The 21,139-nt window shown below is 73.0% G+C and carries 20 protein-coding genes; 8 read left to right on the top strand and 12 right to left on the bottom strand.

Translation table 11 applies throughout. From position 1 onward, the window contains the following. Positions 1–20 precede the first annotated feature (20 nt). From OHA89_RS09555 to OHA89_RS09525, 7 genes are all read right to left on the bottom strand, one after another. The gene (locus OHA89_RS09555; protein WP_257553659.1) at positions 21–734 is read right to left on the bottom strand and encodes a phosphoadenylyl-sulfate reductase; all 714 of its coding nucleotides are present in this window, start codon (positions 732–734) and stop codon (positions 21–23) included. Continuing rightward, a complete protein-coding gene (locus tag OHA89_RS09550; protein ID WP_215148042.1) occupies positions 731–910 on the bottom strand; it encodes a hypothetical protein in 180 nt (59 codons plus the stop codon). The genes OHA89_RS09555 and OHA89_RS09550 overlap by 4 nt, the downstream gene beginning before the upstream one ends. Beyond that, positions 907–2,604 carry a nitrite/sulfite reductase gene (locus tag OHA89_RS09545; protein WP_215148044.1) on the bottom strand — a complete coding sequence of 566 codons (1,698 nt, stop codon included), beginning with the start codon at positions 2,602–2,604 and terminating at the stop codon, positions 907–909. Before OHA89_RS09545 ends, OHA89_RS09550 begins: the two co-directional genes overlap by 4 nt. A gap of 225 nt (positions 2,605–2,829) precedes the next feature. Then, a complete protein-coding gene (locus OHA89_RS09540; RefSeq protein WP_310942095.1) occupies positions 2,830–2,913 on the bottom strand; it encodes a putative leader peptide in 84 nt (27 codons plus the stop codon). 142 nt (positions 2,914–3,055) lie between these two features. Then, a complete protein-coding gene (locus OHA89_RS09535; RefSeq protein WP_266614215.1) occupies positions 3,056–3,619 on the bottom strand; it encodes a GNAT family N-acetyltransferase in 564 nt (187 codons plus the stop codon). A 5-nt stretch (positions 3,620–3,624) separates the two neighbouring features. Beyond that, positions 3,625–4,887: a GAF domain-containing protein gene (locus OHA89_RS09530; protein WP_215148077.1), complete on the bottom strand. Its 1,263-nt coding sequence runs from the start codon at positions 4,885–4,887 to the stop codon at positions 3,625–3,627. A gap of 264 nt (positions 4,888–5,151) precedes the next feature. Further along, positions 5,152–6,801: an acyl-CoA dehydrogenase family protein gene (locus OHA89_RS09525; RefSeq protein WP_266614213.1), complete on the bottom strand. Its 1,650-nt coding sequence runs from the start codon at positions 6,799–6,801 to the stop codon at positions 5,152–5,154. 17 nt (positions 6,802–6,818) lie between these two features. On the opposite strand from OHA89_RS09525, the gene OHA89_RS09520 reads away from it, so the two are divergent. Both OHA89_RS09520 and OHA89_RS09515 read left to right on the top strand, forming a co-directional pair. Next, positions 6,819–7,946 carry a YihY/virulence factor BrkB family protein gene (locus tag OHA89_RS09520; RefSeq protein ID WP_266614212.1) on the top strand — a complete coding sequence of 376 codons (1,128 nt, stop codon included), beginning with the start codon at positions 6,819–6,821 and terminating at the stop codon, positions 7,944–7,946. A 37-nt stretch (positions 7,947–7,983) separates the two neighbouring features. After that, positions 7,984–8,718, top strand: coding sequence for a helix-turn-helix domain-containing protein (locus OHA89_RS09515; protein WP_266614211.1), 735 nt, complete (start codon positions 7,984–7,986; stop codon positions 8,716–8,718). Here OHA89_RS09515 and OHA89_RS09510 read toward each other — a convergent pair. Further along, positions 8,649–9,050, bottom strand: coding sequence for a VOC family protein (locus tag OHA89_RS09510; protein WP_257553655.1), 402 nt, complete (start codon positions 9,048–9,050; stop codon positions 8,649–8,651). The two genes, OHA89_RS09515 and OHA89_RS09510, sit on opposite strands and share 70 nt — an antisense overlap. 9 nt (positions 9,051–9,059) lie before the next feature. Further along, positions 9,060–9,560: a hypothetical protein gene (locus OHA89_RS09505; protein ID WP_266614210.1), complete on the bottom strand. Its 501-nt coding sequence runs from the start codon at positions 9,558–9,560 to the stop codon at positions 9,060–9,062. 177 nt (positions 9,561–9,737) lie between these two features. Between OHA89_RS09505 and OHA89_RS09500 the strand changes: the two genes are divergently transcribed. From OHA89_RS09500 to rsgA, 5 genes are all read left to right on the top strand, one after another. Beyond that, complete coding sequence (locus OHA89_RS09500; RefSeq protein ID WP_266614209.1) at positions 9,738–10,985, top strand: sensor histidine kinase; 1,248 nt, start codon at positions 9,738–9,740, stop codon at positions 10,983–10,985. Continuing rightward, entirely contained in the window at positions 10,973–11,629 is a 657-nt protein-coding gene (locus tag OHA89_RS09495; RefSeq protein ID WP_257553651.1) for a response regulator transcription factor, read from the top strand. The genes OHA89_RS09500 and OHA89_RS09495 overlap by 13 nt, the downstream gene beginning before the upstream one ends. Next, positions 11,626–12,444 (top strand): hypothetical protein, encoded by an 819-nt coding sequence (locus tag OHA89_RS09490; RefSeq protein ID WP_266614205.1) that lies wholly within the window; start codon positions 11,626–11,628, stop codon positions 12,442–12,444. The genes OHA89_RS09495 and OHA89_RS09490 overlap by 4 nt, the downstream gene beginning before the upstream one ends. A gap of 92 nt (positions 12,445–12,536) precedes the next feature. Further along, the gene (locus OHA89_RS09485) at positions 12,537–12,986 is read left to right on the top strand and encodes a carboxypeptidase regulatory-like domain-containing protein (RefSeq protein WP_406365888.1); all 450 of its coding nucleotides are present in this window, start codon (positions 12,537–12,539) and stop codon (positions 12,984–12,986) included. Between the two features lie 260 nt (positions 12,987–13,246). Continuing rightward, entirely contained in the window at positions 13,247–14,356 is a 1,110-nt protein-coding gene (gene rsgA / locus OHA89_RS09480) for a ribosome small subunit-dependent GTPase A (RefSeq protein ID WP_257553648.1), read from the top strand. Positions 14,357–14,381: 25 nt separating this feature from the next. Here rsgA and OHA89_RS09475 read toward each other — a convergent pair whose 3' ends face one another. The 3 genes from OHA89_RS09475 to OHA89_RS09465 form a co-directional block, all read right to left on the bottom strand. Further along, positions 14,382–14,753 (bottom strand): PPOX class F420-dependent oxidoreductase, encoded by a 372-nt coding sequence (locus tag OHA89_RS09475; protein ID WP_215148069.1) that lies wholly within the window; start codon positions 14,751–14,753, stop codon positions 14,382–14,384. Between the two features lie 71 nt (positions 14,754–14,824). Next, on the bottom strand, positions 14,825–15,310 hold the full coding sequence (locus tag OHA89_RS09470) for a DUF456 domain-containing protein (RefSeq protein ID WP_257553647.1): 486 nt from the start codon (positions 15,308–15,310) through the stop codon (positions 14,825–14,827). 24 nt (positions 15,311–15,334) lie between these two features. After that, positions 15,335–16,312, bottom strand: coding sequence for a helix-turn-helix domain-containing protein (locus OHA89_RS09465; protein ID WP_215148083.1), 978 nt, complete (start codon positions 16,310–16,312; stop codon positions 15,335–15,337). Positions 16,313–16,511: 199 nt separating this feature from the next. Between OHA89_RS09465 and OHA89_RS09460 the strand changes: the two genes are divergently transcribed. Then, entirely contained in the window at positions 16,512–20,279 is a 3,768-nt protein-coding gene (locus OHA89_RS09460; RefSeq protein ID WP_406365886.1) for a S8 family peptidase, read from the top strand. The last annotated feature ends 860 nt before the right edge of the window (positions 20,280–21,139 follow it).

Below are 21,139 nucleotides of genomic sequence, written 5' to 3'. Positions count from 1 at the left end.
AAGTTCTTCGGTGGTCGTCATCAGCCGTGCAGTCCGCACTCGGTCTTGCCCCGGCCGGCCCATCGGCCGGCGCGGGCGTCCTCGCCCTCCGCGACACGCCTCGTGCACGGAGCGCAGCCGACGGAGGCGTAACCGTCCATCAGCAGCGGGTTGGTGAGCACGCCGTGCTCGGCGACGTACGCGTCCACCTCGTCCTGGGTCCAGCGGGCGATCGGCGAGATCTTGACCTTCTGCCGCTTCTCGTCCCAGCCGACCACCGGGGTGTTCGCCCGGGTCGGGGACTCGTCGCGGCGCAGGCCCGTCGCCCACGCGTCGTACGCGGTCAGACCCTCTTCGAGGGGCTTGACCTTGCGCAGGGCGCAGCACAGGTCGGGGTCGCGGTCGTGCAGCTTCGGGCCGTACTCCGCGTCCTGCTCGGCCACCGTCTGCCGCGGGGTGAGCGTGATGACGTTGACGTCCATCACCGCGTCGACCGCGTCGCGGGTGCCGATGGTCTCCTCGAAGTGGTAGCCCGTGTCGAGGAAGACCACGTCCACGCCGGGGAAGGCGCGGGAGGCCAGGTGGGCGACGACCGCGTCCTCCATGGAGGAGGTCACGGCGAACTTCTTCCCGAAGGTCTCGGCCGCCCAGGTGAGGATCTCCAGCGCGGAGGCGTCCTCGAGGTCGCGGCCCGCCTGCTCGGCCACGCTCTTGAGGGTCACGGCTTTGAGATCCGCGTCTTGAGTGGTGGTCATATCTCGTCCCCTCCAGCGGCGTTGGACTGAAGACCCCGGGCCAGCAGCCCGAGGTACTTCAGCTGGAAGGCTCGGTTGCAGGCCCTGCATTCCCAGGCGCCGTGGCCCGTCTCGTGGGGAAACAGGTCCTCGTCGCCGCAGTACGGGCAGTAGAACGGTGCGGCGCGCTCGCTCACGAGAGGTCCTCGTCCTTCGCACGGGTCACCCAGGCGGCGAAGCGCTCGCCGTCCTCGCGCTGGTTCTCGAAGCGCGTGACGACCCGCTCGACGTAGTCGGGCAGACCGGCCGAGGTGACCTTGAGGCCGCGGACCTTGCGGCCGAAGCCGGCCTCCAGGCCGAGGGCGCCGCCCAGGTGGACCTGGTAGCCCTCCACCTGGTTGCCGTCGTCGTCCAGGACCAGCTGGCCCTTGAGACCGATGTCCGCCACCTGGATACGGGCGCAGGCGTTCGGGCAGCCGTTGATGTTGATGGTCAGCGGCTCGGCGAAGTCCGGCAGGCGGCGCTCCAGCTCGTCGATCAGCGAGGCGCCGCGCGCCTTGGTCTCGACGATGGCCAGCTTGCAGAACTCGATGCCGGTGCAGGCCATCGTGCCGCGGCGGAACGGGGACGGCTTGACCCGCAGGTCGAGCGCCTCCAGGGCCGAGACCACCGAGTCGACCTGGTCGGCCTCGATGTCGAGGACGATCATCTTCTGCTCGGCGGTGGTGCGCAGCCGGCCGGAGCCGTGCCGCTCGGCGACGTCCGCGATCTTGGTCAGGGTGGCGCCGTCGACGCGGCCGACGCGGGGCGCGAAGCCGACGTAGAACTTGCCGTCCTGCTGCTGGTGGACACCCACGTGGTCGCGCCACTGGCCGGAGGGCTGCTCGGGCGCGGGGCCGTCGGTGAGCTTCCGCTTCAGGTACTCGTCCTCCAGGACCTGGCGGAACTTGGCCGGGCCCCAGTCGGCGACGAGGAACTTCAGGCGGGCGCGGGTGCGCAGCCGGCGGTAGCCGTAGTCGCGGAAGATCGAGATGACGCCCTCGTAGACGTCCGGGACCTCGTCGAGCGAGACCCAAGTGCCCAGGCGGACGCCCAGCTTGGGGTTGGTGGAGAGGCCGCCCCCGACCCAGACGTCGAAGCCGGGGCCGTGCTCGGGGTGGTTGACCCCGACGAAAGCGATGTCGTTGATCTCGTGCGCCACGTCGAGCAGCGGCGAGCCGGAGATCGCGGACTTGAACTTGCGCGGCAGGTTGGAGAAGTCCTTGTTGCCCACGATGCGGCGGTAGATCTCGTCGATGGCGGGGGTGCCGTCGATGATCTCGTCCTGCGCGATGCCGGCGACGGGCGAGCCGAGGATGACGCGGGGCGTGTCACCGCAGGCCTCGGTGGTGGACAGCCCGACGGCCTCGAGGCGGCGCCAGATCTCCGGGACGTCCTCGATCCGGATCCAGTGGTACTGCACGTTCTGGCGGTCGGTGAGGTCCGCCGTGCCGCGGGCGAACTCCTGGGAGATCTCGCCGATGACGCGCAGCTGCTCGGTGGTCAGCCGGCCGCCGTCGATGCGCACGCGCAGCATGAAGTACTTGTCGTCCAGCTCCTCCGGCTCCAGGATCGCGGTCTTGCCGCCGTCGATCCCGGGCTTGCGCTGGGTGTAGAGGCCCCACCAGCGCATGCGGCCGCGCAGGTCGTTGGGGTCGATCGAGTCGAAGCCCGTCTTGGAGTAGATCGTCTCAATGCGTGTCCGCACGTTGAGACCGTCGTCGTCCTTCTTGAACTGCTCGTTGCCGTTGAGGGGCGTGTGGTGTCCGACGGCCCACTGACCCTCACCGCGGTGACGGCCTGTCTTGCGGCGCGCGGCGGCGGCTGCGGGCGTTTCGGGAGTGGCGGCCATGGCGGTACGTCCTTCGTCGGCGGCTCAGGGCAGGAGCGGGGAGCAGGGGGGAGCGGTGGCGCGCCCCCGTCACGTCGGCGTCGCTGAGCGGGTGTGGCTGATCACCGCCGTTGCCGGGGTTGCCGGCGGGCAGGGCGGTATTCGGCCTTCAGGGGGCTGGGCTGATCGCCACGTCCACGGCGACGATGCCGGGATTGCGACGATGTGCGGCGGTTGCTGGTTCCGTCAGCACGCCGGACAGATGGCGCTGGACATGCGGCCGAGGTCGACGTGCCGCCGACTCACCAAGGCAATTCCAGCTCCATTCATGGCGGAAGCGTGTCATGTGCCGATTGGAGGAGTCCACTACTGTCCACAATCCGGACGAAGTCGTCTCGCATCGTGGTACGCGGTGATCGGGGTCACTCCCGTGCGCGCGTGGCCGGATTGGGCTCATCCCGCTCCGGAGGGGCTACGCCCCCGGCCAGGGGCCCGGGGTCGGAGTGTCCTCCTTGGATTCCGTTTCCGTCTCGAAGAGCTTGAAGCCGCGCCGCAGGTAGTTGTCCATCGCCGTCGGGCCGTCCTGGCTGCACGTGTGGAGCCAGACGCGCCGCGTCTGCTCGCGGTCCGGCCAACGGGTCCCGAGGTCCCACGCGCGGGCCACGCCCACCGACAGCAGGTGCCCCCCGATGCGCCGCCCCCGGAAGTCCGGCAGCAGGCCGAAGTAGATGATCTCGACCACGCCGTCGTCCTGGGCGTCGAACTCCACGTACCCCGCCGGCGTACCGCGGTCGTACGCCACCCACGTCTCCACGCCCGGCCGTCCCAGCTGCTCCACCCACTGGTCGCGGGTCAGGGACAGCCGGTCCGTCCAGTGGATGTCACCGCCCACGGAGGCGTACAGGAAGCGGCTGAACTCGGGAGAGGGGACCTCCGCCCGGACGATGGTGATCTCCGGGCCCGGCGCGGTCGCGGGTATCAGGTCCGCCGGCGAGGTCATTTCCAGGGACCAGGTGGTGAGGGTGATGGTGCTCATGCAGGTCAGGGAATCACGTCCGGCCCCCTGCGGCCCAGGCGGGCCCGGATCACCGCGGGCGCGGTGGAGTGGGGGAGGAGCGCGGCCGGGTCCTGGGGGCGGATCAGCTCCACCTCCACGTCCTGCGTGAACCGGTACGGCCGGTGGGTCAGCACGCCCGCGAGGTTGCGGCGTACCCGGGACATCTCCGCGCGGACCGTCACCGTGCGTGTCGGGTCACCGAACAGCTCCCCGGACAGCTCCGCCGCCGAGCGCCCCCGCGGGCTCTCCGCCAGCAGGAACAGCAGCTCCGCGTGGCGCGGGCTCAGCTCCTGCGACCAGCTCCCGGCGGCCCCGTACACCGTCGCCGACCAGGACCCCGCCCGGCTGAGGTCGAGCACCACCCGGGTCACCCCGGTGCTCGTACGGTCCTGCGCGATCCGCAGCAGCCAGCCGCCGGGCAGCGGCTCCACCGCGCAGTCGCCGAGCTGCGGCACCCACACCCGCCCCGGCCCGAAGGACTTCGGCAGCGGGACGCGGTCCACGGGGGCCAGGCCCGTCACGGCCGCCGTCCAGCCGTTCGGGTCCACGGCGAGGGCCCGCCCCGGCAGCCGGGCCAGCAGCGGGGCCGCCACCGCCCGCAGCCGCTCCAGCGACTCCAGGTGCCGTACGCGCAGCTCGCGCTCCGCGAGCCGGGCCACCGAGCTCACCCAGGCCAGGGTCGCCGGGTGCATGGTGGCCAGCGGGCCGCTCACGTCGACCACGCCCAGCAGCCGCCCGTCGCGCGGATCCCGTACGGGCGCGCCCGCGCAGGTCCAGTCGTGGTGGCTGGAGACGAAGTGCTCCGCCGAGAACACCTGGACCGGCCGCCGGGTCACCAGGGCCGTGCCCACCCCGTTCGTGCCGACCACGCCCTCGTCCCAGTCGGCCCCCACCGCGAAGCCGAGCCGGTCCGCCTTGCGCAGGATGGAGGAGTGGCCCTCCCGCCACAGCAGCCGCCCCTCCGCGTCGGCCACGACCATGATGTGCAGGGCCTCGTCCAGGGCCGGCAGCAGCCCCTCCCGGAGCACCGGGAGGATCTCCCGCAGCGGTGAGACGTGCCGCCGCTCCTCGGTCTCGGCGGCCGACAGCATCCGCGAGCGCGCGTCCCGGTCCGGGTGCACCCCGCCCGCCAGCATCCGGCGCCAGGACTCGGCGATCTCCGGGCGCGGCGCGGCCGGGGGACGGTCCCCGGCCAGCGCCGCCGCCCGTACGCCCTTGAGCAGACGCGCGGCCTCCCGTGCGTCCATGGCCGAGATGCGGGCCACATCGACCGTGCTGCCTGTGGTGTCGGCCACCGGAACCTCCCCGTGCGAACAGGACGACTCAAAGGTTGCAACGGTATGCAACTCTCGCCAAGTCCCGGTCACCCGACCGAAACTGTCCGGACGCCGCTCAGCGGCGTGACAGCTCCTCCTCGGGGCTTCTGGGATCAGGGGTGGTGCCGAGTCGGCGCGGCGCCACTCCTGTTCCCGGTCGACGGGCCCGGATCCCGGCTCGGAGCGGTTTGGGGACTACTCCCCGCCCGTGATCCGCGCCCGTTCCACTACGGCGCCCAGGTCGAGGCTGTGCGGCAGCGTGCCGAAGGCCGCTCCCCAGTCGCCTCCCAGCCGCGAGGCACAGAACGCGTCCGCCACCTCCGGCGGGGCCCACCGCACCAGCAGCGACCCCTGGAGCACCAGGGCCATGCGCTCGACCACCCGGCGGGCCCGGGCCTCGATGCCCTCCAGGTCGGCGAGCTCGGTCAGCAGGTCCTTGATGGCCGAATCCAGCCGGTGGTCCGCGCCCCGGGCCTGGCCGACCTCCTGGAGGAAGGCGTTCAGCGCCTGCGGTTCCCGCTGCAGGGCGCGCAGCACGTCCAGGGCCTGGACGTTGCCCGAGCCCTCCCAGATGGAGTTCAGCGGGGATTCGCGCAGCAGTCTCGGCAGTCCGGACTCCTCGACGTAGCCGTTGCCGCCCAGACACTCCAGGGCCTCCGCGACCATCGGCGTACAGCGCTTGGTCACCCAGTATTTGGCGGCGGGCACGGCGAGGCGCAGGAAGGCCTTCTCCTGGTCGGTCCCGGCGTCGTAGGCGGCCGCGAGCCGCAGGGTCAGGGTGGTCGCCGCCTCCGATTCCAGGGCGAGGTCGGCGAGGACGTTGCGCATCAGCGGCTGGTCGATGAGCGGTGCTCCGAAAGCAGAGCGGTGCTCCGCATGGTGGGCGGCCTGCGTCAGCGCCTGCCGCATCAGCGAGGCCGAGCCGATGACACAGTCCAGCCGGGTAGCCGCGACCATCTCGATGATGGTCCGCACCCCCCGGCCCTCCTCGCCCACCCGCCGCGCCCAGGTCCCGTCGAACTCCACCTCGCTCGACGCGTTCGACCGGTTGCCCAGCTTGTCCTTCAGCCGCTGGATCGCGAAGACGTTGCGCGTGCCGTCCGGCAGCACCCGCGGCACCAGGAAGCAGGTCAGCCCTCCCGGAGCCTGCGCCAGTACCAGGAACCCGTCGGACATCGGCGCCGAGCAGAACCACTTGTGCCCGGTCAGCACGTACTCGCCCGAAGCGTCCAGCGGCACCGCGGCCGTCGTGTTCGCCCGTACGTCGCTGCCGCCCTGCTTCTCCGTCATCCCCATGCCGAAGAGCACGCCGCTCTTCTGCGCGGCCGGCGCCAGCCCCTCCTCGTACACGTGCGAGGTCAGCCGCGGCTCCCACTCGGCGGCCAGCTCGGGATCGGCCCGCAGCGCCGGTACGGCGGCGTGCGTCATCGAGACCGGGCAGCCGTGCCCGGCCTCGGCCTGGGACCACACGAAGAACCCGGCGGCGCGCCGCAGGTGTCCCGCCGGCCGGCCCCAGGCGTCGGTGAGCCCGGAGGACACGGCCTTCCCGAGCAGCCGGTGCCAGGCGGGATGGAACTCCACCTCGTCGATCCGGTTCCCGTACCGGTCGTGCGTCCGCAACTTGGGTGGATTTTCGTTCGCCAGCCGGCCCCACTCCTGGGCCTGCGCGGAACCGGCGGCGCGGCCGAGGAGGGTGAGCTCCTCCCGCACCTCGCCGAGGAGTTCGGGGTCCGCGGAGGCGAGATGCCGCTCCACGCCCTCGGTGAGGGCCCGGTCGCCCCCGTAGACGTCGTGGCCCACGAGGGGCGGGGCCTGGTTGGTGACTGTGTGGGTGGTGGCTGCCATGCGGATACCGTAAGGACGTGCAGCCAGCAAAAGAAACACCCGAGCGGATCCTCGGACGCCATGGACGGCTCCACCGGGCCCGCGCCCTCTACCGCAACGTCTCGAAGCGGAAGATGGGCTGGCTGCTCCTGAAGGACACCGTCAACTCGTGCATCGAGTACCGGATCCTCGGCCTCGCCGCCGAGGCGGCCTTCTTCACCCTGCTCTCGCTGCCCCCGCTCTTCCTCGGCCTGCTGGGCCTCCTCGGCTACGTGGACGGCTGGACGGGCACGACGACGGTGGCCAGCATCGAGGAGAACATCCTGGGGGCGGTCGGCACGATCCTGTCCGACCGGGGCGTCAACGAGATCGCCAGGCCGATGCTGGACGACGTGACGGGCCGCGGCCGCCCCGACCTGATCTCGCTCGGTTTCGCCTTCGCCCTGTGGTCGGGCTCGCGCGCGGTGAACGTCTTCATCGACACCATCACCGTGATGTACGGGCTCGACGGGCAGCGCGGCATCGTCAAGACCCGGCTGCTGGCCTTCCTGCTGTACGTCATCGCGCTGGTCATCGGCGCGGTCGTGCTGCCGCTGATGGTGGTCGGACCCGACGCGGTGGTCCGGCTGGTGCCCTGGGGCACCAGCGTGATCGCGGTGCTGTACTGGCCGACCGTCACCCTGCTGTCCATCGTCTTCCTGACCACGCTGTACCACGTGTCCGTGCCCGTGCGCTCGCCGTGGATCGAGGACGTGCCGGGCGCGCTGGTGGCCCTCGCGATGTGGGTGCTGGGCTCGTTCCTGCTGCGGATCTACCTCACCAACACCGTGGAGGGGCCGACGATCTACGGCTCGCTGGCGGCGCCGGTGGCCGTGCTGCTGTGGATCGGCATCTCGGCCTTCGCGGTCCTCGTCGGGGCCGCCGTCAACGCGGCGATCGACCGGGTCTGGCCCTCGGTGGCCACCGCGGCGGCCCGCGAGGCGAACGAGCGGGTCCGCGAGGCGGAGGCCGCCAAGCTGATCGCACGGGCGGCGGCCTGGCGGGCGATGGCGGAGGGCGAGTCGGAGGACGACGAGGACGACGAGGGGATGCCGTCCGAGTTCCCCGAGCGCTGGTCGAAGTTCCTGCCGCCGGAGGACTACAGCTCGCGGCTGCGCAAGCACTGACCCGCGCCCGGCGGGGCCCCGGCACTAGCCTGAAAGGGTGTACGAGGAGACGCGGTCCGCGGTCGTGCCCGGAGCCGTGCTGTGGCGCGCCGAAGGCCCCGGCCAGGTGGTCCTGCCCGACGGGTGCATGGACCTGATGTGGGTCGAGGGGCGGCTGCTGGTGGCCGGGGCGGACACCGGTCCGCACCCCGCCGGGGAGGTCGCGGGCGGGGCCTTCGCCGGGATCAGGTTCGCGCCCGGCACCGCGCCCGCGCTGCTCGGCGTACCGGCACACCGGCTGCGGGACCGGCGCGTCGCCCTGGACGACCTGTGGCCCGCCGGGGAGGTACGCCGCCTCGCCGGGCGGGTGGCCTCGTACGGGGACCCGTGCGCCGGGCTGGACGCGCTGGCCGCCCGCCGCGCCGCCGAGGCCGGGCCGCCGGACCCCCTCGTCGCCGAGGTCGTGGCCCTGCTCCGGGCGGGCCGGCCGGTGGCCCGGATCGCCGCCGCCGTCGGCCTCGGGGAACGGCAGCTGCGCCGGCGCTCCCTGGACGCCTTCGGGTACGGGCCCCGGACGCTGGGCCGGGTGCTCCGGCTGCGCAGCGCCCTCGAGCTGGCCCGGGCGGGCATGCCCTACGCCGAGGTCGCCTGCGTTGCCGGGTACGCCGACCAGGCGCATCTGGCCCGCGAGGTACGCGCGTTGGCCGGGACCACGCTGGGCGCCTACGTCGCAGGCGCCGACGGGGCGAACAGCGAGACGCCGCAGCCGTCCGGGTCGAGGACCACGGCGTAGCGCTGGCCCCAGAAGGCGTCCCAGGGCTTCAGGTGCCCGGGGGCCCCGGCGGCGGTCAGCTCGGCGTACAGGGCGTCCACCTCGGCGGGGGAGTCGCACAGGAAGGCCAGCTCGCGGCGGCTGTCACCGGTGGGCCGGGTCCAGGACGGGTCGAAGGAGCGGATGGTCTCCTCCGTGTCCCAGCCGATCCGCAGTCCGCCCGGCGCGGTGCCTTCGACGTGCGGCTGGTCATCGGCGCCGGCCGGTACGTCCAGCCCCAGCCGGCGGTAGAAGGCGAGCGAGGCGGCCATGTCGGAGACGACCAGGCCGATCATGTCGAGTCGTGGAGTCATGCCCGCAGGCTAGGCCGGACCCGAGCCGGCCGTCTTGAACGAAACGGACACGCCCCCGGCGGTGCGTGCGGCGACCACGGCCAGCGCCGCCGCCAGCGGCAGCTCCGCTCCCACCGCCAGCAGCAGCGCCATCCCCTGACCGTCGCTCCCGGCCGAGGTGGTGACGTCGAACCAGGCGTCCATCAAGAGCAGTGCCGCAGTCGCCGCGGCCACCGGGGACACCAGGGGGCTGCGTTTGCGCAGCAGCATCCCCGTCCCGGTCAACCCGGCGGCCAGCATCAGGTCCAGGCCGATCCACGCGGTCGACCAGTGGGAGACCTCGGTGGTCTGCGGCACGGTCTTCGCCAGCACCAGCACCCACGGCACCAGCGCCACCCCGGCTCCCGTGAACACCGTGGCGAGCCGGGGCGTGCGCGGGCCGTCGATGCGCGGGCGGGTACGGAGCTGACGGGTAGGGAACTGACGAGTGCGGAACTGACGGGTACGGAACTGATGGGCGACAAGTGCCATGGCCGCGGGTCTCCTTCCGGCCCGGCGGACCGTCCCCCGGGCACCCCCTCAGCCTCGTCCGCGGAGCCTTCGCGATCAGTAGCCCCACTGTCCGAACCGGGGGTGGCACCAGCTACACCCCCGACCGGGCACCAGCGTGATCGCAGCTCTCCGACCAGTGCGATTACCGTACGGGGCATGGCACTTCGCGGCGCGCTGAGGCGTTCGTACACCTGGACCACGGAGCACGCACCGTGGTCGGCGTGGGCCCGGCGCAACACCGCCTTCACGGCGGCCGCGATCCCGGCCGCGCTGCCCGTCCTCCTCGGGCTGGCCTACGCGGGCGTGTCGCCCGGGCGCAGCCCCGTCCCGCTGCTCCTGCTGTTCGCCCTCAGCCCGCTGCTCACCGCGCTCCAGCGCAGCCGCTTCTGGTCCCTGCTCGGTCTGGACGTGCCGGAGGTCGTGCGCAAGGAGCGCTGGTGGAGCCCGCGCGGGCTGCTCGAACGGGTGCGCTCCGAGGCGACCTGGCGCCAGTACGGCTACCACCTCCTCGTCAGCCCGCTCGCCGCCGCGGCCGGGGCGCTGGTGGTGCTCGCCTGGGTCCTCGGCGCGGCCGGCGCCGCCGTGTACGCGTGGGGCTGGACCCTGCCGTCCTCCGACCTGCACCTCGAATACGACGTGATCACCGTCGGCGGCGGCCTCCTCCTGCTCTCCGCGCCCTGGCTCGCCGCGCTCGCCACCCGCCTCGACGCCTTCGCCGCGGCCGCGCTCCTCGGACCCAACCGCTCCCGCGAGCTGGCGCGCCGCGTCGAGGACCTCGCCGAGAGCCGGGCCGGCGTCCTGGACGCGGCCGACCTCGAACGCCGCAGGATCGAGCGGGACTTGCACGACGGGGCCCAGCAGCGCCTCGTCGCGCTCGCCATGAACCTCGGCATCGCCCGCGCCACCCTGACCGACCTGCCGCCCGAGGTCAAGGCCGTCATCGACGAGGCCCACCGCGAGGCGAAGGAGGCCATCGAGGAGCTCAACAACCTCGTACGCGGCCTGCACCCGGCCGTACTGGAGGACCGAGGGCTCGACGCGGCGCTCTCCGGGATCGCCGCCCGGGCCCCGTTCCCCGTCGAGCTGGCCGTGGACATCGCAACCAGGCCGGGGGCCACCATCGAGGCCGTCGCCTACTTCGTGGTGTCCGAGACCCTGGCCAACGTCGCCAAACACGCCCGGGCCGACCGCTGCCGCGTCCGGGTCGAGCGCGTCCCCGGCCGGCGGGGGGACCTGCTGCGCCTCACCGTCACCGATGACGGGGTCGGCGGAGCGGACCCGGCCCGCGGCACCGGACTGGTCGGCCTGCGCAAGCGCGTAGGGTCGGTCGACGGAACCATCATGATCACCAGCCCTCTCGGGGGCCCGACCGTCATCACCGTGGAGCTGCCGTGCGGGCTGTGATCGCCGAGGACTCCGTCCTGCTGCGCATAGGACTCGTCAAAGTCCTCGAAATGGCCGGATTCGAGGTGGCCGCCGAGACGGGCGACGCCGAGGGTCTGCTCGCCGCCGTCGAGGAACACCGCCCGGAGCTCGCGCTCGTCGACGTACGGATGCCGCCCGGCTTCACCGACGAGGGCGTTCGGGCGGCCCTGATGATCCGCCGGCAGTACCCGGACACGGCGGTGCTGCTGCTGTCCCAGTACGTGGAGGAGCGCTACGCCGCCGACCTGCTGGCCACCCGCAGCGGGGCCGGCATCGGCTACCTGCTCAAGCAACGGGTCGCCGACGTCGAGGAGTTCGTGGACGCCCTGCGACGCGTCGCCGCGGGCGGGACCGCGCTCGACCCCCAGGTCGTCGCTCAGCTCCTGCTGCGCCGCGGCGGGGGACCGGACCCGCTGGAGCGCCTCACCCCGCGCGAGCGGGAGGTACTGGCCCTGATGGCGGAAGGCCGCTCCAACGCCGGGATCGCCGCCGAACTCGTCGTCAGCGAGAGCGCGGTGGCCAAACACATCAACAACATCTTCGCCAAGCTCGACCTGCCCCCGGCCGACGGCGACCACCGCCGGGTCCTCGCGGTGCTCCGCTTCCTGGACGGCACACCGTGACGGGCGCCGACGGGGACGGACCCCGCCGCGGGCACCGCCGTGCCTGGATCACCGCCGCGGTACTCGGCGCGCTGCTCGTCGTCGCCCCGGTCGCCTGGCAGGCGTGGTCGTACGGGACCGTCCGCAACGCCACCCTGCTCGGTGGCAGCGAGGGCCGCCGGGTGACCGCGCTGGAGATCGTGGGCGGCAGCGCGAACGTCACCGTCACCCCCCGCGCCGACCAAGAGGTCGGCTACCGCGCCGCGATCAGCTGGTCGCTCAAGGCGCCCACCATCGAGGAGAGCTGGCTGGGCGACACCCTGAGGCTGACCCCGCACTGCCCCGGCGAGGGCTCCTGGACGGCCGCCGGGGCCGGCTGTTCGGTCCAGCTGGGGGTGACCGTACCCGCGGACATCCCCGTGAAGGTGACGGCCGGGTCCGGCCGGGTCTCCCTCAGCGGCCTGGGCGGCGCCGTCGACGCGGAAACCGACTCCGGCCGGATCGAGATCGCCGGGCTGCGCGGGGCCCTGCGGGCGAAGGTGGGCTCCGGCAGCCTGCTGGCCACCGGCCTCGCCTCACCCCACGCCGACGTCCGGGTCGGATCCGGCCGCGCCGACGCGGCCTTCGCCACCCCGCCCGACCAGGTGACCGCCCGGGTCGCCTCCGGCCGCCTCGCCCTCACCGTGCCCCCGGCCGCCCGCTTCCGGGTGCGCTGCGCGGCCGGCAGCGGCCGCTGCGAGGTCCCGGACGCCCTGCGCGACGGCGGCTCCCCCCGAACCCTGGACATCGAATCGGGCGTCGGCCGCGCCGAGGCCTCGTACCCGGCCGGACCCTAGGAACCGGTCCGACTGGCGGCGGCGGTGGGGCCCGGACAGACTGGATTGCAGGGGTGGTCTCCAGCGGTATTTCCGACCGGGAGGAGACCCGGATGTTCGGGCAAGTGCGAGCAGTTTCCGACAAGAGTCCGATCTTCATGATCAAGGTCAGCGTCTATAACAGTGACCTCTCGGAGATCGATCACGTCTTCACCGACGAAGAGGGCCGGTACAGCGTGGCGATCGCCGCAGGTGAAACGGTCACCGTGCGGTTCGACACGCACCACTCCCTCACCAACGCCAGGGACTGGCAGCCGTCGGTGGTCGCGAACGTGATCACCAGTGACGAGACCCCCTTGGACCGCAGTCTGCTGCCCACGGGTCAGGACTTCGGCGCGGCGGGGAACATGGACGCGCTGAACGGCTATGTGATCGCCGCGGCCGTGCACGAGGTCGAGGAGTACGCCCCTACGGCGGCGTACCGCCTCTCGATGCTCAAGCAGCACAGCAACGTGCTCAACAGCCTCCAGCTACGGCTCCTGGACCACTTCGAACCGGCCTAGCGCGGAGAAAAGAAATGGCGCGCGCCTGAGGGCACTTGTTACGCTGGATGCGTTCCGCCGGTCTGCGGAACCGTCAGTACGTGCACGATCCGGAGGTGAGCCAGTTGATGAATGTCATCGCGCAGGGCACTGCCCGCATTCAGAAGACCATCAATGTCACTTCCGTGGTCTCCGGCTGACCTCACACCACTTCGCGCGCCGCCGCCGCTGAGCGAGCGAGCGGGCGCGCGCTGCCGGGGCCACCCTGTGAAGGGTTCCCCTTGTCTTTCTCTTCTTTCCCGCAGGCATCCTCGCTCTCGCACGCGCTCAGCCCCTTCGGCTGGGACGAAGCCTGGGCTGCCGAGTTCACCCCGTACGCCGAGCAGGGCCTCCTGCCCGGCCGCGTCGTACGCGTCGACCGCGGTCAGTGCGACGTCATGACCGAGGACGGCATCGTCCGCGCCGACACCGCCTTCGTCACCCCGCACGACCCGCTGAGGGTCATCTGCACCGGCGACTGGGCAGCGGTCGAGCCGGCGGGCAACCCGCGCTACGTGAAGGCGTACCTGCCGCGCCGGACCGCGTTCGTACGGTCCACCTCCTCCCAGCGGTCCGAGGGACAGATCCTCGCCGCCAACGTCGACCACGCGATCATCGCCGTCTCCCTCGCCGTGGAACTGGACCTGGGGCGCATTGAGCGCTTCCTGGCCCTGGCGTGGGAATCGGGGGCGCAGCCGCTGGTCGTCCTCACCAAGGCCGACCTGGTCCCGGACCCGGCGACGCTCGGGCACCTGGTCCAGGACGTGGAGACCACCGCGCCCGGGGTCCGGGTACTCACGGTGTCCTCCCTCACCGGGGAGGGCACGGACGTCCTCGCCGCCGTCGTCGGGGGCGGTACGAGCGTGCTGCTCGGCATCTCCGGCGCCGGCAAGTCCACGCTGGCCAACACGCTGCTCGGCGCCGACGTCATGGAGGTCCAGGAGGCCCGCGAGGTCGACGGCAAGGGCCGTCACACGACCACGACGCGCAACCTGCTCGCCCTGCCGGGCGGCGGTGTCCTGATCGACACGCCCGGACTGCGCGGCGTCGGCCTCTGGGACGCCGGGACCGGGGTCGGCCAGGTCTTCTCGGAGATCGAGGAGTACGCGGAGTCCTGCCGCTTCCACGACTGCGCGCACGAGGCGGAGCCGGGGTGCGCGGTGCGGGCCGCCGTGGACTCCGGAGAGCTGCCGGAGCGGCGCCTGGACAGCTACCGCAAGCTGCTGCGGGAGAACCAGCGGATCGTCGCGAAGACGGACGCGCGGCTCCGGTCGGAGATCCGCCGTGACTGGCGGCTCAAGTCGGCGGAGGGCCGCGCCAACTACGCCGCGAAGCGGTCCGGCCGGGCCTAGGACGCGCTGGTGCGGGTCCCGACGGTCAGAGACCCCACACATGCACCCGGTCCGGGTGGATGCGGATGACCTCCGGGCTGAAGTGGGGGCCCAGGGAGTGCGGGCCGGTCTCCAGCGTGGCGTGGCCGCGGATCTCGATGCCGCGGACACGCCACGGGCGGGTGCTCACCAGGTCGTCCACGACCAGCGCCAGCCGCGGGTTCCGCTGGAGGTTGCGCCACTTCTTCGTCGTCCCCATGGCCAGCCCGCCCACCAGGATCGTGCCGTCCTCCTGCGGGAAGAACCCCACCGGGTTCGCCTGCGGCTGCCCCGCCGCGTCCACGGTGGCCAGGCGGCCCAGCCGCTGGGAGCGGAGGTACGCCAGCTCGGCCTCGCTGAATCCCTCGAAGTCCGTCATGGCTGCAAGCCTCGCAGGCACCGCGGCCGGCCGCATCGGGCTCCGGTCCTAGGACCGGAGCCCGGGGCCGGTCAGACCCCCGCCACCACCACGCCCAGCCACGCCCCCGCCACCAGCAGGCACGCGAACAGTTCCACCAGCACACTGGTCCCCACCGCCCGCATCACCGCCCGTACCGACGCCCACGCCTCGCCGTGCGTCCCCAGGCGGAGCCTCTCGCACAGGTAGATGCCGCCCACGAAACCGGGGACCGCCCCCAGTACCGGGATCAGCACGAAGCCCAGTACCGCACCGGCGCCCGCGAACACCACCATCCGGCGGGTCACCCCCACCCCCCGCAGCCGCCGCGGCGGGAGCAGCCACTTCACCACCTGGACCACCAGCAGCAGGGCCGTCGCCGCGACCAGCAGGGTCCACGCCGTCGCCGACCGCACGTGCAGCGTCCACCACAGCAGTCCCGCCCACACCAGCCAGGTCCCCGGTACGCCCGGCACCAGCACCCCGAGCGTCCCGAGCAGCAGCACCAGCCCCACCAGGAGCAGCTGAGGCAGATCCATCTGCTCAGCCTGACCGACCAGGGGCTATCGGGCCACCCAGCCCCGTTCGTACGCGTGCCAGCCCAGCTGGAGCCGCGTCGTGACCCCCGACAGCTCCATGAGGCCCTTGACCCGCCGCTGCACCGTCCGCAGGCCCAGCTCCAGGTGCTTCGCCACGCTCGCGTCCGTCATCCCCGCCAACAGCAGGGTCAGGATCTCCAGGTCGGTGGCGTCCGGGCCGCCGTCCGACTCCTCGGGCGCGCCCGACGCGCCCAGCCGCAGCGGCAGCGACTCCCGCCACACCGCCTCGAACAGGCCCGTCAGGGATTCCAGCAGCCCCGACGCGTGCACCACCAGCGCCGCCGGCTCCGCGCCGCGCGCCGTCAGCGGGACCATCGCCAGGGTCCGGTCCGCGATCACGAGCTTCGTCGGGACCTCGCCCGTCACCCGGACCCGTTCGCCCCGGGCCAGCGCCGTCGACGCCTCGCGGATCCCGCTCGGCAGGGTCAGCACCTCCCGTTCGATCACCACCCGGTAGTCGACCCCGCGTACGGAGGCCCGGTCCTCCGCCTCGTTCTCCGTGCCCGTCACCACCTGCGGCCGGCCGCTGACCAGCGCGCACACCTCCTTCTCCGCGCCCAGCTGGAGCTGGTGGAACCGGTGCGCCACCGCGCTCGCCCCCTGCACCACCTCCACGAGGTCGTGCACCGCCGGCTCGGCCGCCTCCACCCGGTACTCCTCCGCCAGCAGCGCCGCCGCCAGCTCCGCCTGCTCCAGCTCGTGCCGCTGCTGGGTGAGGAGCGCCCCGAGGGCGACCCCGGGCGGCGCCGCCACCCAGCGCCCCGGGCGCGCCGAGGACTGGGCGGCCAGGCCCTGTCGCTCCAGGTGCCGCAGCGCCCGCTCGGTCTGCGGCACCGGCAGGGTCAGCCGGTGCGCGAGGTCGGGCACCTCCGCCGCCCCCAGCGCCACCAGCGCGCGGTACGCCGACTCCTGGCCCTCGTCGAGGCCTATCGCACCCAGCAACCCGAACACCCACCTCTCCACGCAGCCCCTGGCGGGAAGCGGCCACGGCGCAAACCCGCCGCGGACATCATCGCCGCACCCCCCGGCTCTCTGCCAAGGTGACGCCACCGCAGCACCAACATCCGCTGGCCAGAAGCCATTTACGCGGCAGCTTTGCCGTGCAATGCAGTAGTTGGCCGGAATTCACCTGGGGAGAGCGATGCGCCCGATATCGCGAACGACGCTCGGGGCGGCCACAGCAGCCGTCCTGGCCGTCACCGCCGTCGGCCCGTCGGCGGCACAGCCGAGCGACGGAGCGCCTGGAAAGAGACCACTCGTGGGCAGCGAGGCAGCCGGAAAGCAGCCCACCGCGCCCGTCACGGTGACCCTCGTCACCGGCGACCGGATCCTGGTCTCCACCGACGCGGCCGGCCGTACGGCCGCCACCGCCATGCCGCGCGCGGACGGCTCGCAGCCGGTGGTGCAGACCCGCCAGTCCGGCAAGGACCTCTACGTCTACCCGGAGAGCGCGGTGAAGGTCCTCGCCGCGGGCAAGGCCGACCACGAGCTCTTCAACGTCACCGGCCTCATCCGGCAGGGCTACGACGACGCACACGCCAAGAAGCTCCCGCTCATCGCGGTCTACGACGGCTCCGTGAACGTGGCGCGCAGCGCCCCGCCCGCGCCCCGCGGCGCCGACCGCTCCCTCGTCCTCGGCTCCATCGGCGGCGTCGCCCTCTCCGCCGACAAGGAGCAGGCCGCCGCGTTCTGGGCCGACGTCACCGGTACGGACGCCCGCGCGCGCTCCGTCTCGGGCGGGCTGAAGAAGCTGTGGCTGGACGGCAAGGTCCAGGCGAACCTGGAGCGCTCCACCCGGCAGGTGAACGCCACCGCCGCCTGGGCCGCCGGATACGACGGCAAGGGCACCAAGGTCGCCGTCCTGGACACCGGCACCGACCTCGAACACCCCGACCTCAAGGGCCGCGTCGCCGACTCGAAGAACTTCACCGACTCGGACACCGACACGGACCGGCAGGGGCACGGCACCCACACCATCTCCACCGTCGGCGGCTCCGGAGCCGAGAGCGGCGGCGCCAAGAAGGGCGTGGCCCCCGGCGCCGAACTGCTCAGCGGCAAGGTCCTCAACGACGGGGGCTACGGCCTCGACTCGTGGATCATCGCCGGCATGGAGTGGGCCGTCGCGAGCAAGGCCGACGTGGTCTCCATGAGCCTCGGCGACCCCTCCCAGACCGCCTGCGACGACCCGCTCGCCGAGGCCGCCGAACGGCTCTCCCAGCAGGGCCCGCTCTTCGTCATCGCCGCCGGCAACTCGGGCCCCGGCAACAACACGGTCTCCTCTCCCGGTTGTGCGGCCAGTGTGCTGACGGTGGGCGCCGTCGACCGCGACGACACCACGGCCGTCTTCTCCAGCCGCGGCCCGGCCGGACTCCAGCACACCCTCAAGCCCGAGATCGCCGCCCCCGGCGTCGGGATCTCCGCCGCCGCGGCGGGCGGCCGCGGGGTGTACGCGTACCAGGGCATGTCGGGGACCTCGATGGCCACCCCGCACGTCGCGGGCGCCGCGGCCGTCGTCAAGCAGCGCCACCCCGACTGGACCTCGCAGCAGGTCAAGGCGGCCCTCGTCGGTTCGGCGAACACCGCGGTGCCCGGGAACGTACGCGAGACCGGCGGCGGCCGCCTCGACGTGCAGGCGGCCATCGACACCACCGTCACCGGCGCCCCCGCCGTCCAGGGCGGCACGTACAACTGGCCGCAGGACCGCAGCGACCGGACGACCGTGCAGGTCCCGTACACCAACACGGGCACCAAGCCGGTCACCCTGAACCTCGCCGTCGAGAAGGTCACCGGCAACGACGGCTCCGCCGTCCGCAGCCAGGTCGCCCGCCTCGACCGGCGCACCGTGACCGTCCCGGCCGGCGCCACCGTCACGGTGCCGCTCGCCCTCGACCCGGCCGCCGGGCTGGCGCGCTCCCAGTACGGGGACGTCACCGGCCGGATCACCGCCACGGCGAACGGCGTGCGCGTCTCCACCCCCTTCTCGCTGTACGTCGAGCCGGAGACGGTGACCCTGCGCGTCAAGCTCGTGGACCGCGCGGGCAAGCCGGCCGCCGGACCGTCCTCCCTGGACGTGATCGGCACCGACGACGCCACCGGCGAGCGCCGCTTCAACGACGGCTCCGTCGACCAGGTCTACCGGGTCCGGCCGGGCGCGTACTTCCTCTCCGCGTTCGTCGGCACCCCCGACGCGGGTGAGGGAGACGACCGGCTCATCGACTCCCTCACCTACCTCGGCCGCCCGCAGGTCGAGGTGAAGAAGGACACGACCATCGTGCTCGACGCCCGCAAGGCCGGGCGCCTGGCCGTCGAGGCCGACAAGCCGGCCGAGGCCCGCAACACCACCCTCGGGTTCGCCCGCAGCTGGGACGACGTGTGGCTGCACGCCGGCACCGCCGCGGGCGGCCGGACCATCCGCGGCTTCTACTCCTCCGTCGAAGGCCGTGCGAAGGACGGCGAGTTCGAGTTCGGCAGCTACTGGCGGGCGGCCGCGCCGCTGGTCTCCGAGCTGAAGGTCGCCGGCGGTCCGGTCCTGCACCCGATCACCGCGTCCACCGGCAGCGACAACCTCGACGGAAACGGCAGCGCGCCGCTGGTCGACGCGGGCGCCGGCACCCCCGGGGAGCTCGCCGCGGTCGCCGCCAAGGACGCGGTCGTCCTGGTCAAGGTCACGGACGGGGCGCTGTACGAGGTCGCACAGAACGCGCAGGCCGCCGGCGCCAAGGCGCTGCTCGCCTACCGTGAGGCTCCCGGCCGCTGGGTCGGCTTCACCGGCTACGCGGGCGGCGCGCTGCCCGCGCTGGCCATCGAGTCCGCCGAGGGCAAGGCGCTGCTGGCCCGCCTGGCGGCGGGCAAGGTCACGCTGTCCTGGAAGGCCACCGCGAACAGCCCGTACGTCTACTCCCTCGCCTTCCCCGAGACGGGAGAGGTCAAGGGCACTCACACCTACCGGGTGCGCGACCGCGAGCTCGGCCAGGTGGAGTCCACCTACAACTCCATGGGCGTGGCGGCCGACTTCATCGACCTGGCCGGCGCCTACCGGCCGATCGGCAGCGCGGTGTACTTCGGCGGGATCGAGACCGTCGCGACGCCGGGCAAGCGCACCGAGTTCTACACCGCCGGGGACACGGCCTGGGACCAGATGCTCTCCAGCAGCTTCCCCTGGGGCGAGTTCATGGTCGGCGAGCAGCACACCTACACCAAGGGGCAGAAGACCGGCGCGAGTTGGTACGACGGGGTGACCGCCCCGGTCGCGCCGCGCGACCTCTCCGGCAAGGAGACCCTGGCCGCCGAACGGCAGGGCAACCTGATCGGCTTCGCCTCCGCCATGTGGGGCGACAGCCGCCACGCCGCCCAGCCGGGCTCCTTCGGTGACATCGGCAGCCTCCAGCTCAAGCGCGACGGCGAGGTCATCGGCGAGAGCTGGTACCCGTTCGGGGTCTTCGAGGTCCCGGCCGAGGCGGGCCGGTACGAACTGACCCAGGCCATCGAGAAGATCGGCCCGCCCGCGCGGGTCTGGCAGCGCTCCACGTCGGTCCAGACGACCTGGGGCTTCACCTCGAAGCTCGACGCGTCGGCGTACTCGCAGGGGCTGCCGATCCTCTTCCCGCGGTACGCCGCCCCGCTGGACGGGATGAAGACGGTCGCGGCGGCGAACGGCCAGAGCATCGGCCTGAGCGTCACCGGACACGCGGGCTACGCGCCCGGCGCGCTGAAGTCGGCGAAGCTGTCGTACTCCTACGACGGTGAGCACTGGACCGAGGCGAAGGTGAGCGAGCGCGCAGGCAAGTGGAGCGCGGTCGTGGACCACGCCGGGGCCACCGGCAAGCAGGTGTCGCTGAAGGTCGAACTGACCGACGCGAACGGTGCCTCCGTTACCCAGACGGTCGTGCGGGCGTACGACGTCCGCTAGTCCGTACGGGTAAGGGTGGAAGGGTCCACCGGGCGGCGGCCCGGTGGACCCTTTTCGTGCATTCGGCGTTTTCCGCCCCTGCCGGAGGCCGAGAATGAGGGCATGAGTCAGCAGGGCGCGGACGACTGGTGGCAGAAGCTCTACGAGGACCCGGAAGCGGGACCGGCACCCGACCCGGGGGACACGCTGGACCACCGCTTCCGTTCGGCGGCGGGCCTGACCACGGACCCCGGACCGGGACCAGGGCCGGGTGCGGGGCCGGGTGCGGGGCCGGAAGCGGCAGCGGGAGCGGTTTCGGCGCCGGGGCACGAGCCGGTGCGGCCCTCGCCGCCGCCCGCCCCGCCGAAACCCCCGCCTGCCCCTGAGGCGCTGCTCCCGGGCCCCCGCCGCTCCCCGCCGCCGCCCCCGCCGGGATGGCCCCCGCGCCGCCTTCGGCCGCCGTGCCGCCCCCGCGCGATCCGAGGCAGCAGGACGCCACCGGGTACGCGCTCGGGGGTGTGGACGTGCCGCCCGTACGAGCCCCCGAACCGCCGCCCGAACTGCCCGTGTGGCGGTGGGAGGTGCCGCGCGCCGAAACCCCGGAGCGGCCCGCCGAGGCCGCGCCGCCCCCGGGCCGCGCCCGCGCCCGTGCCGGAGCCGCCCGCCGCCGGGCGGCCCGAGGTGCGCCACCTCGGCGACCGCGCCCCCACCTACGCAGCCGAGCCCGGCGCGCTCCCGCCCGCCGACCCGGCCGCCCTGGACGGGCTGACCCCCGACACGGTCCTGGAGGGCGCCCGCTACGGCACCTACACCCTGCGTGCCGCCTCCCTGCGCGGGGACTCCGCCCGGTTCCGCGGCGAGGCCCGCCGCGACTTCCTCCT

This window comes from Streptomyces sp. NBC_01546 (assembly GCF_045208355.1).
In the GTDB taxonomy this organism is placed as follows: domain Bacteria; phylum Actinomycetota; class Actinomycetes; order Streptomycetales; family Streptomycetaceae; genus Streptomyces.
The sequence above is the reverse complement of the archived record's forward strand: the minus strand, read 5'-3'. Positions and strand labels throughout refer to the sequence as shown.

Excerpts from the sequence above, each read along its gene's own strand:
- OHA89_RS09525 (WP_266614213.1), bottom strand. The coding sequence starts at position 6,801 with ATGGCAGCCACCACCCACACAGTCACCAACCAGGCCCCGCCCCTCGTG.
- OHA89_RS09540 (WP_310942095.1), bottom strand. The coding sequence starts at position 2,913 with ATGAATGGAGCTGGAATTGCCTTGGTGAGTCGGCGGCACGTCGACCTC.
- OHA89_RS09535 (WP_266614215.1), bottom strand. The coding sequence starts at position 3,619 with ATGAGCACCATCACCCTCACCACCTGGTCCCTGGAAATGACCTCGCCG.
- OHA89_RS09505 (WP_266614210.1), bottom strand. The coding sequence starts at position 9,560 with ATGGCACTTGTCGCCCATCAGTTCCGTACCCGTCAGTTCCGCACTCGT.
- OHA89_RS09555 (WP_257553659.1), bottom strand. The coding sequence starts at position 734 with ATGACCACCACTCAAGACGCGGATCTCAAAGCCGTGACCCTCAAGAGC.
- OHA89_RS09470 (WP_257553647.1), bottom strand. The coding sequence starts at position 15,310 with ATGGATCTGCCTCAGCTGCTCCTGGTGGGGCTGGTGCTGCTGCTCGGG.
- OHA89_RS09485 (WP_406365888.1), top strand. The coding sequence starts at position 12,537 with ATGTTCGGGCAAGTGCGAGCAGTTTCCGACAAGAGTCCGATCTTCATG.
- OHA89_RS09530 (WP_215148077.1), bottom strand. The coding sequence starts at position 4,887 with ATGGACGCACGGGAGGCCGCGCGTCTGCTCAAGGGCGTACGGGCGGCG.
- OHA89_RS09510 (WP_257553655.1), bottom strand. The coding sequence starts at position 9,050 with ATGACTCCACGACTCGACATGATCGGCCTGGTCGTCTCCGACATGGCC.
- OHA89_RS09475 (WP_215148069.1), bottom strand. The coding sequence starts at position 14,753 with ATGACGGACTTCGAGGGATTCAGCGAGGCCGAGCTGGCGTACCTCCGC.
- OHA89_RS09500 (WP_266614209.1), top strand. The coding sequence starts at position 9,738 with ATGGCACTTCGCGGCGCGCTGAGGCGTTCGTACACCTGGACCACGGAG.
- OHA89_RS09460 (WP_406365886.1), top strand. The coding sequence starts at position 16,512 with ATGCGCCCGATATCGCGAACGACGCTCGGGGCGGCCACAGCAGCCGTC.
- OHA89_RS09545 (WP_215148044.1), bottom strand. The coding sequence starts at position 2,604 with ATGGCCGCCACTCCCGAAACGCCCGCAGCCGCCGCCGCGCGCCGCAAG.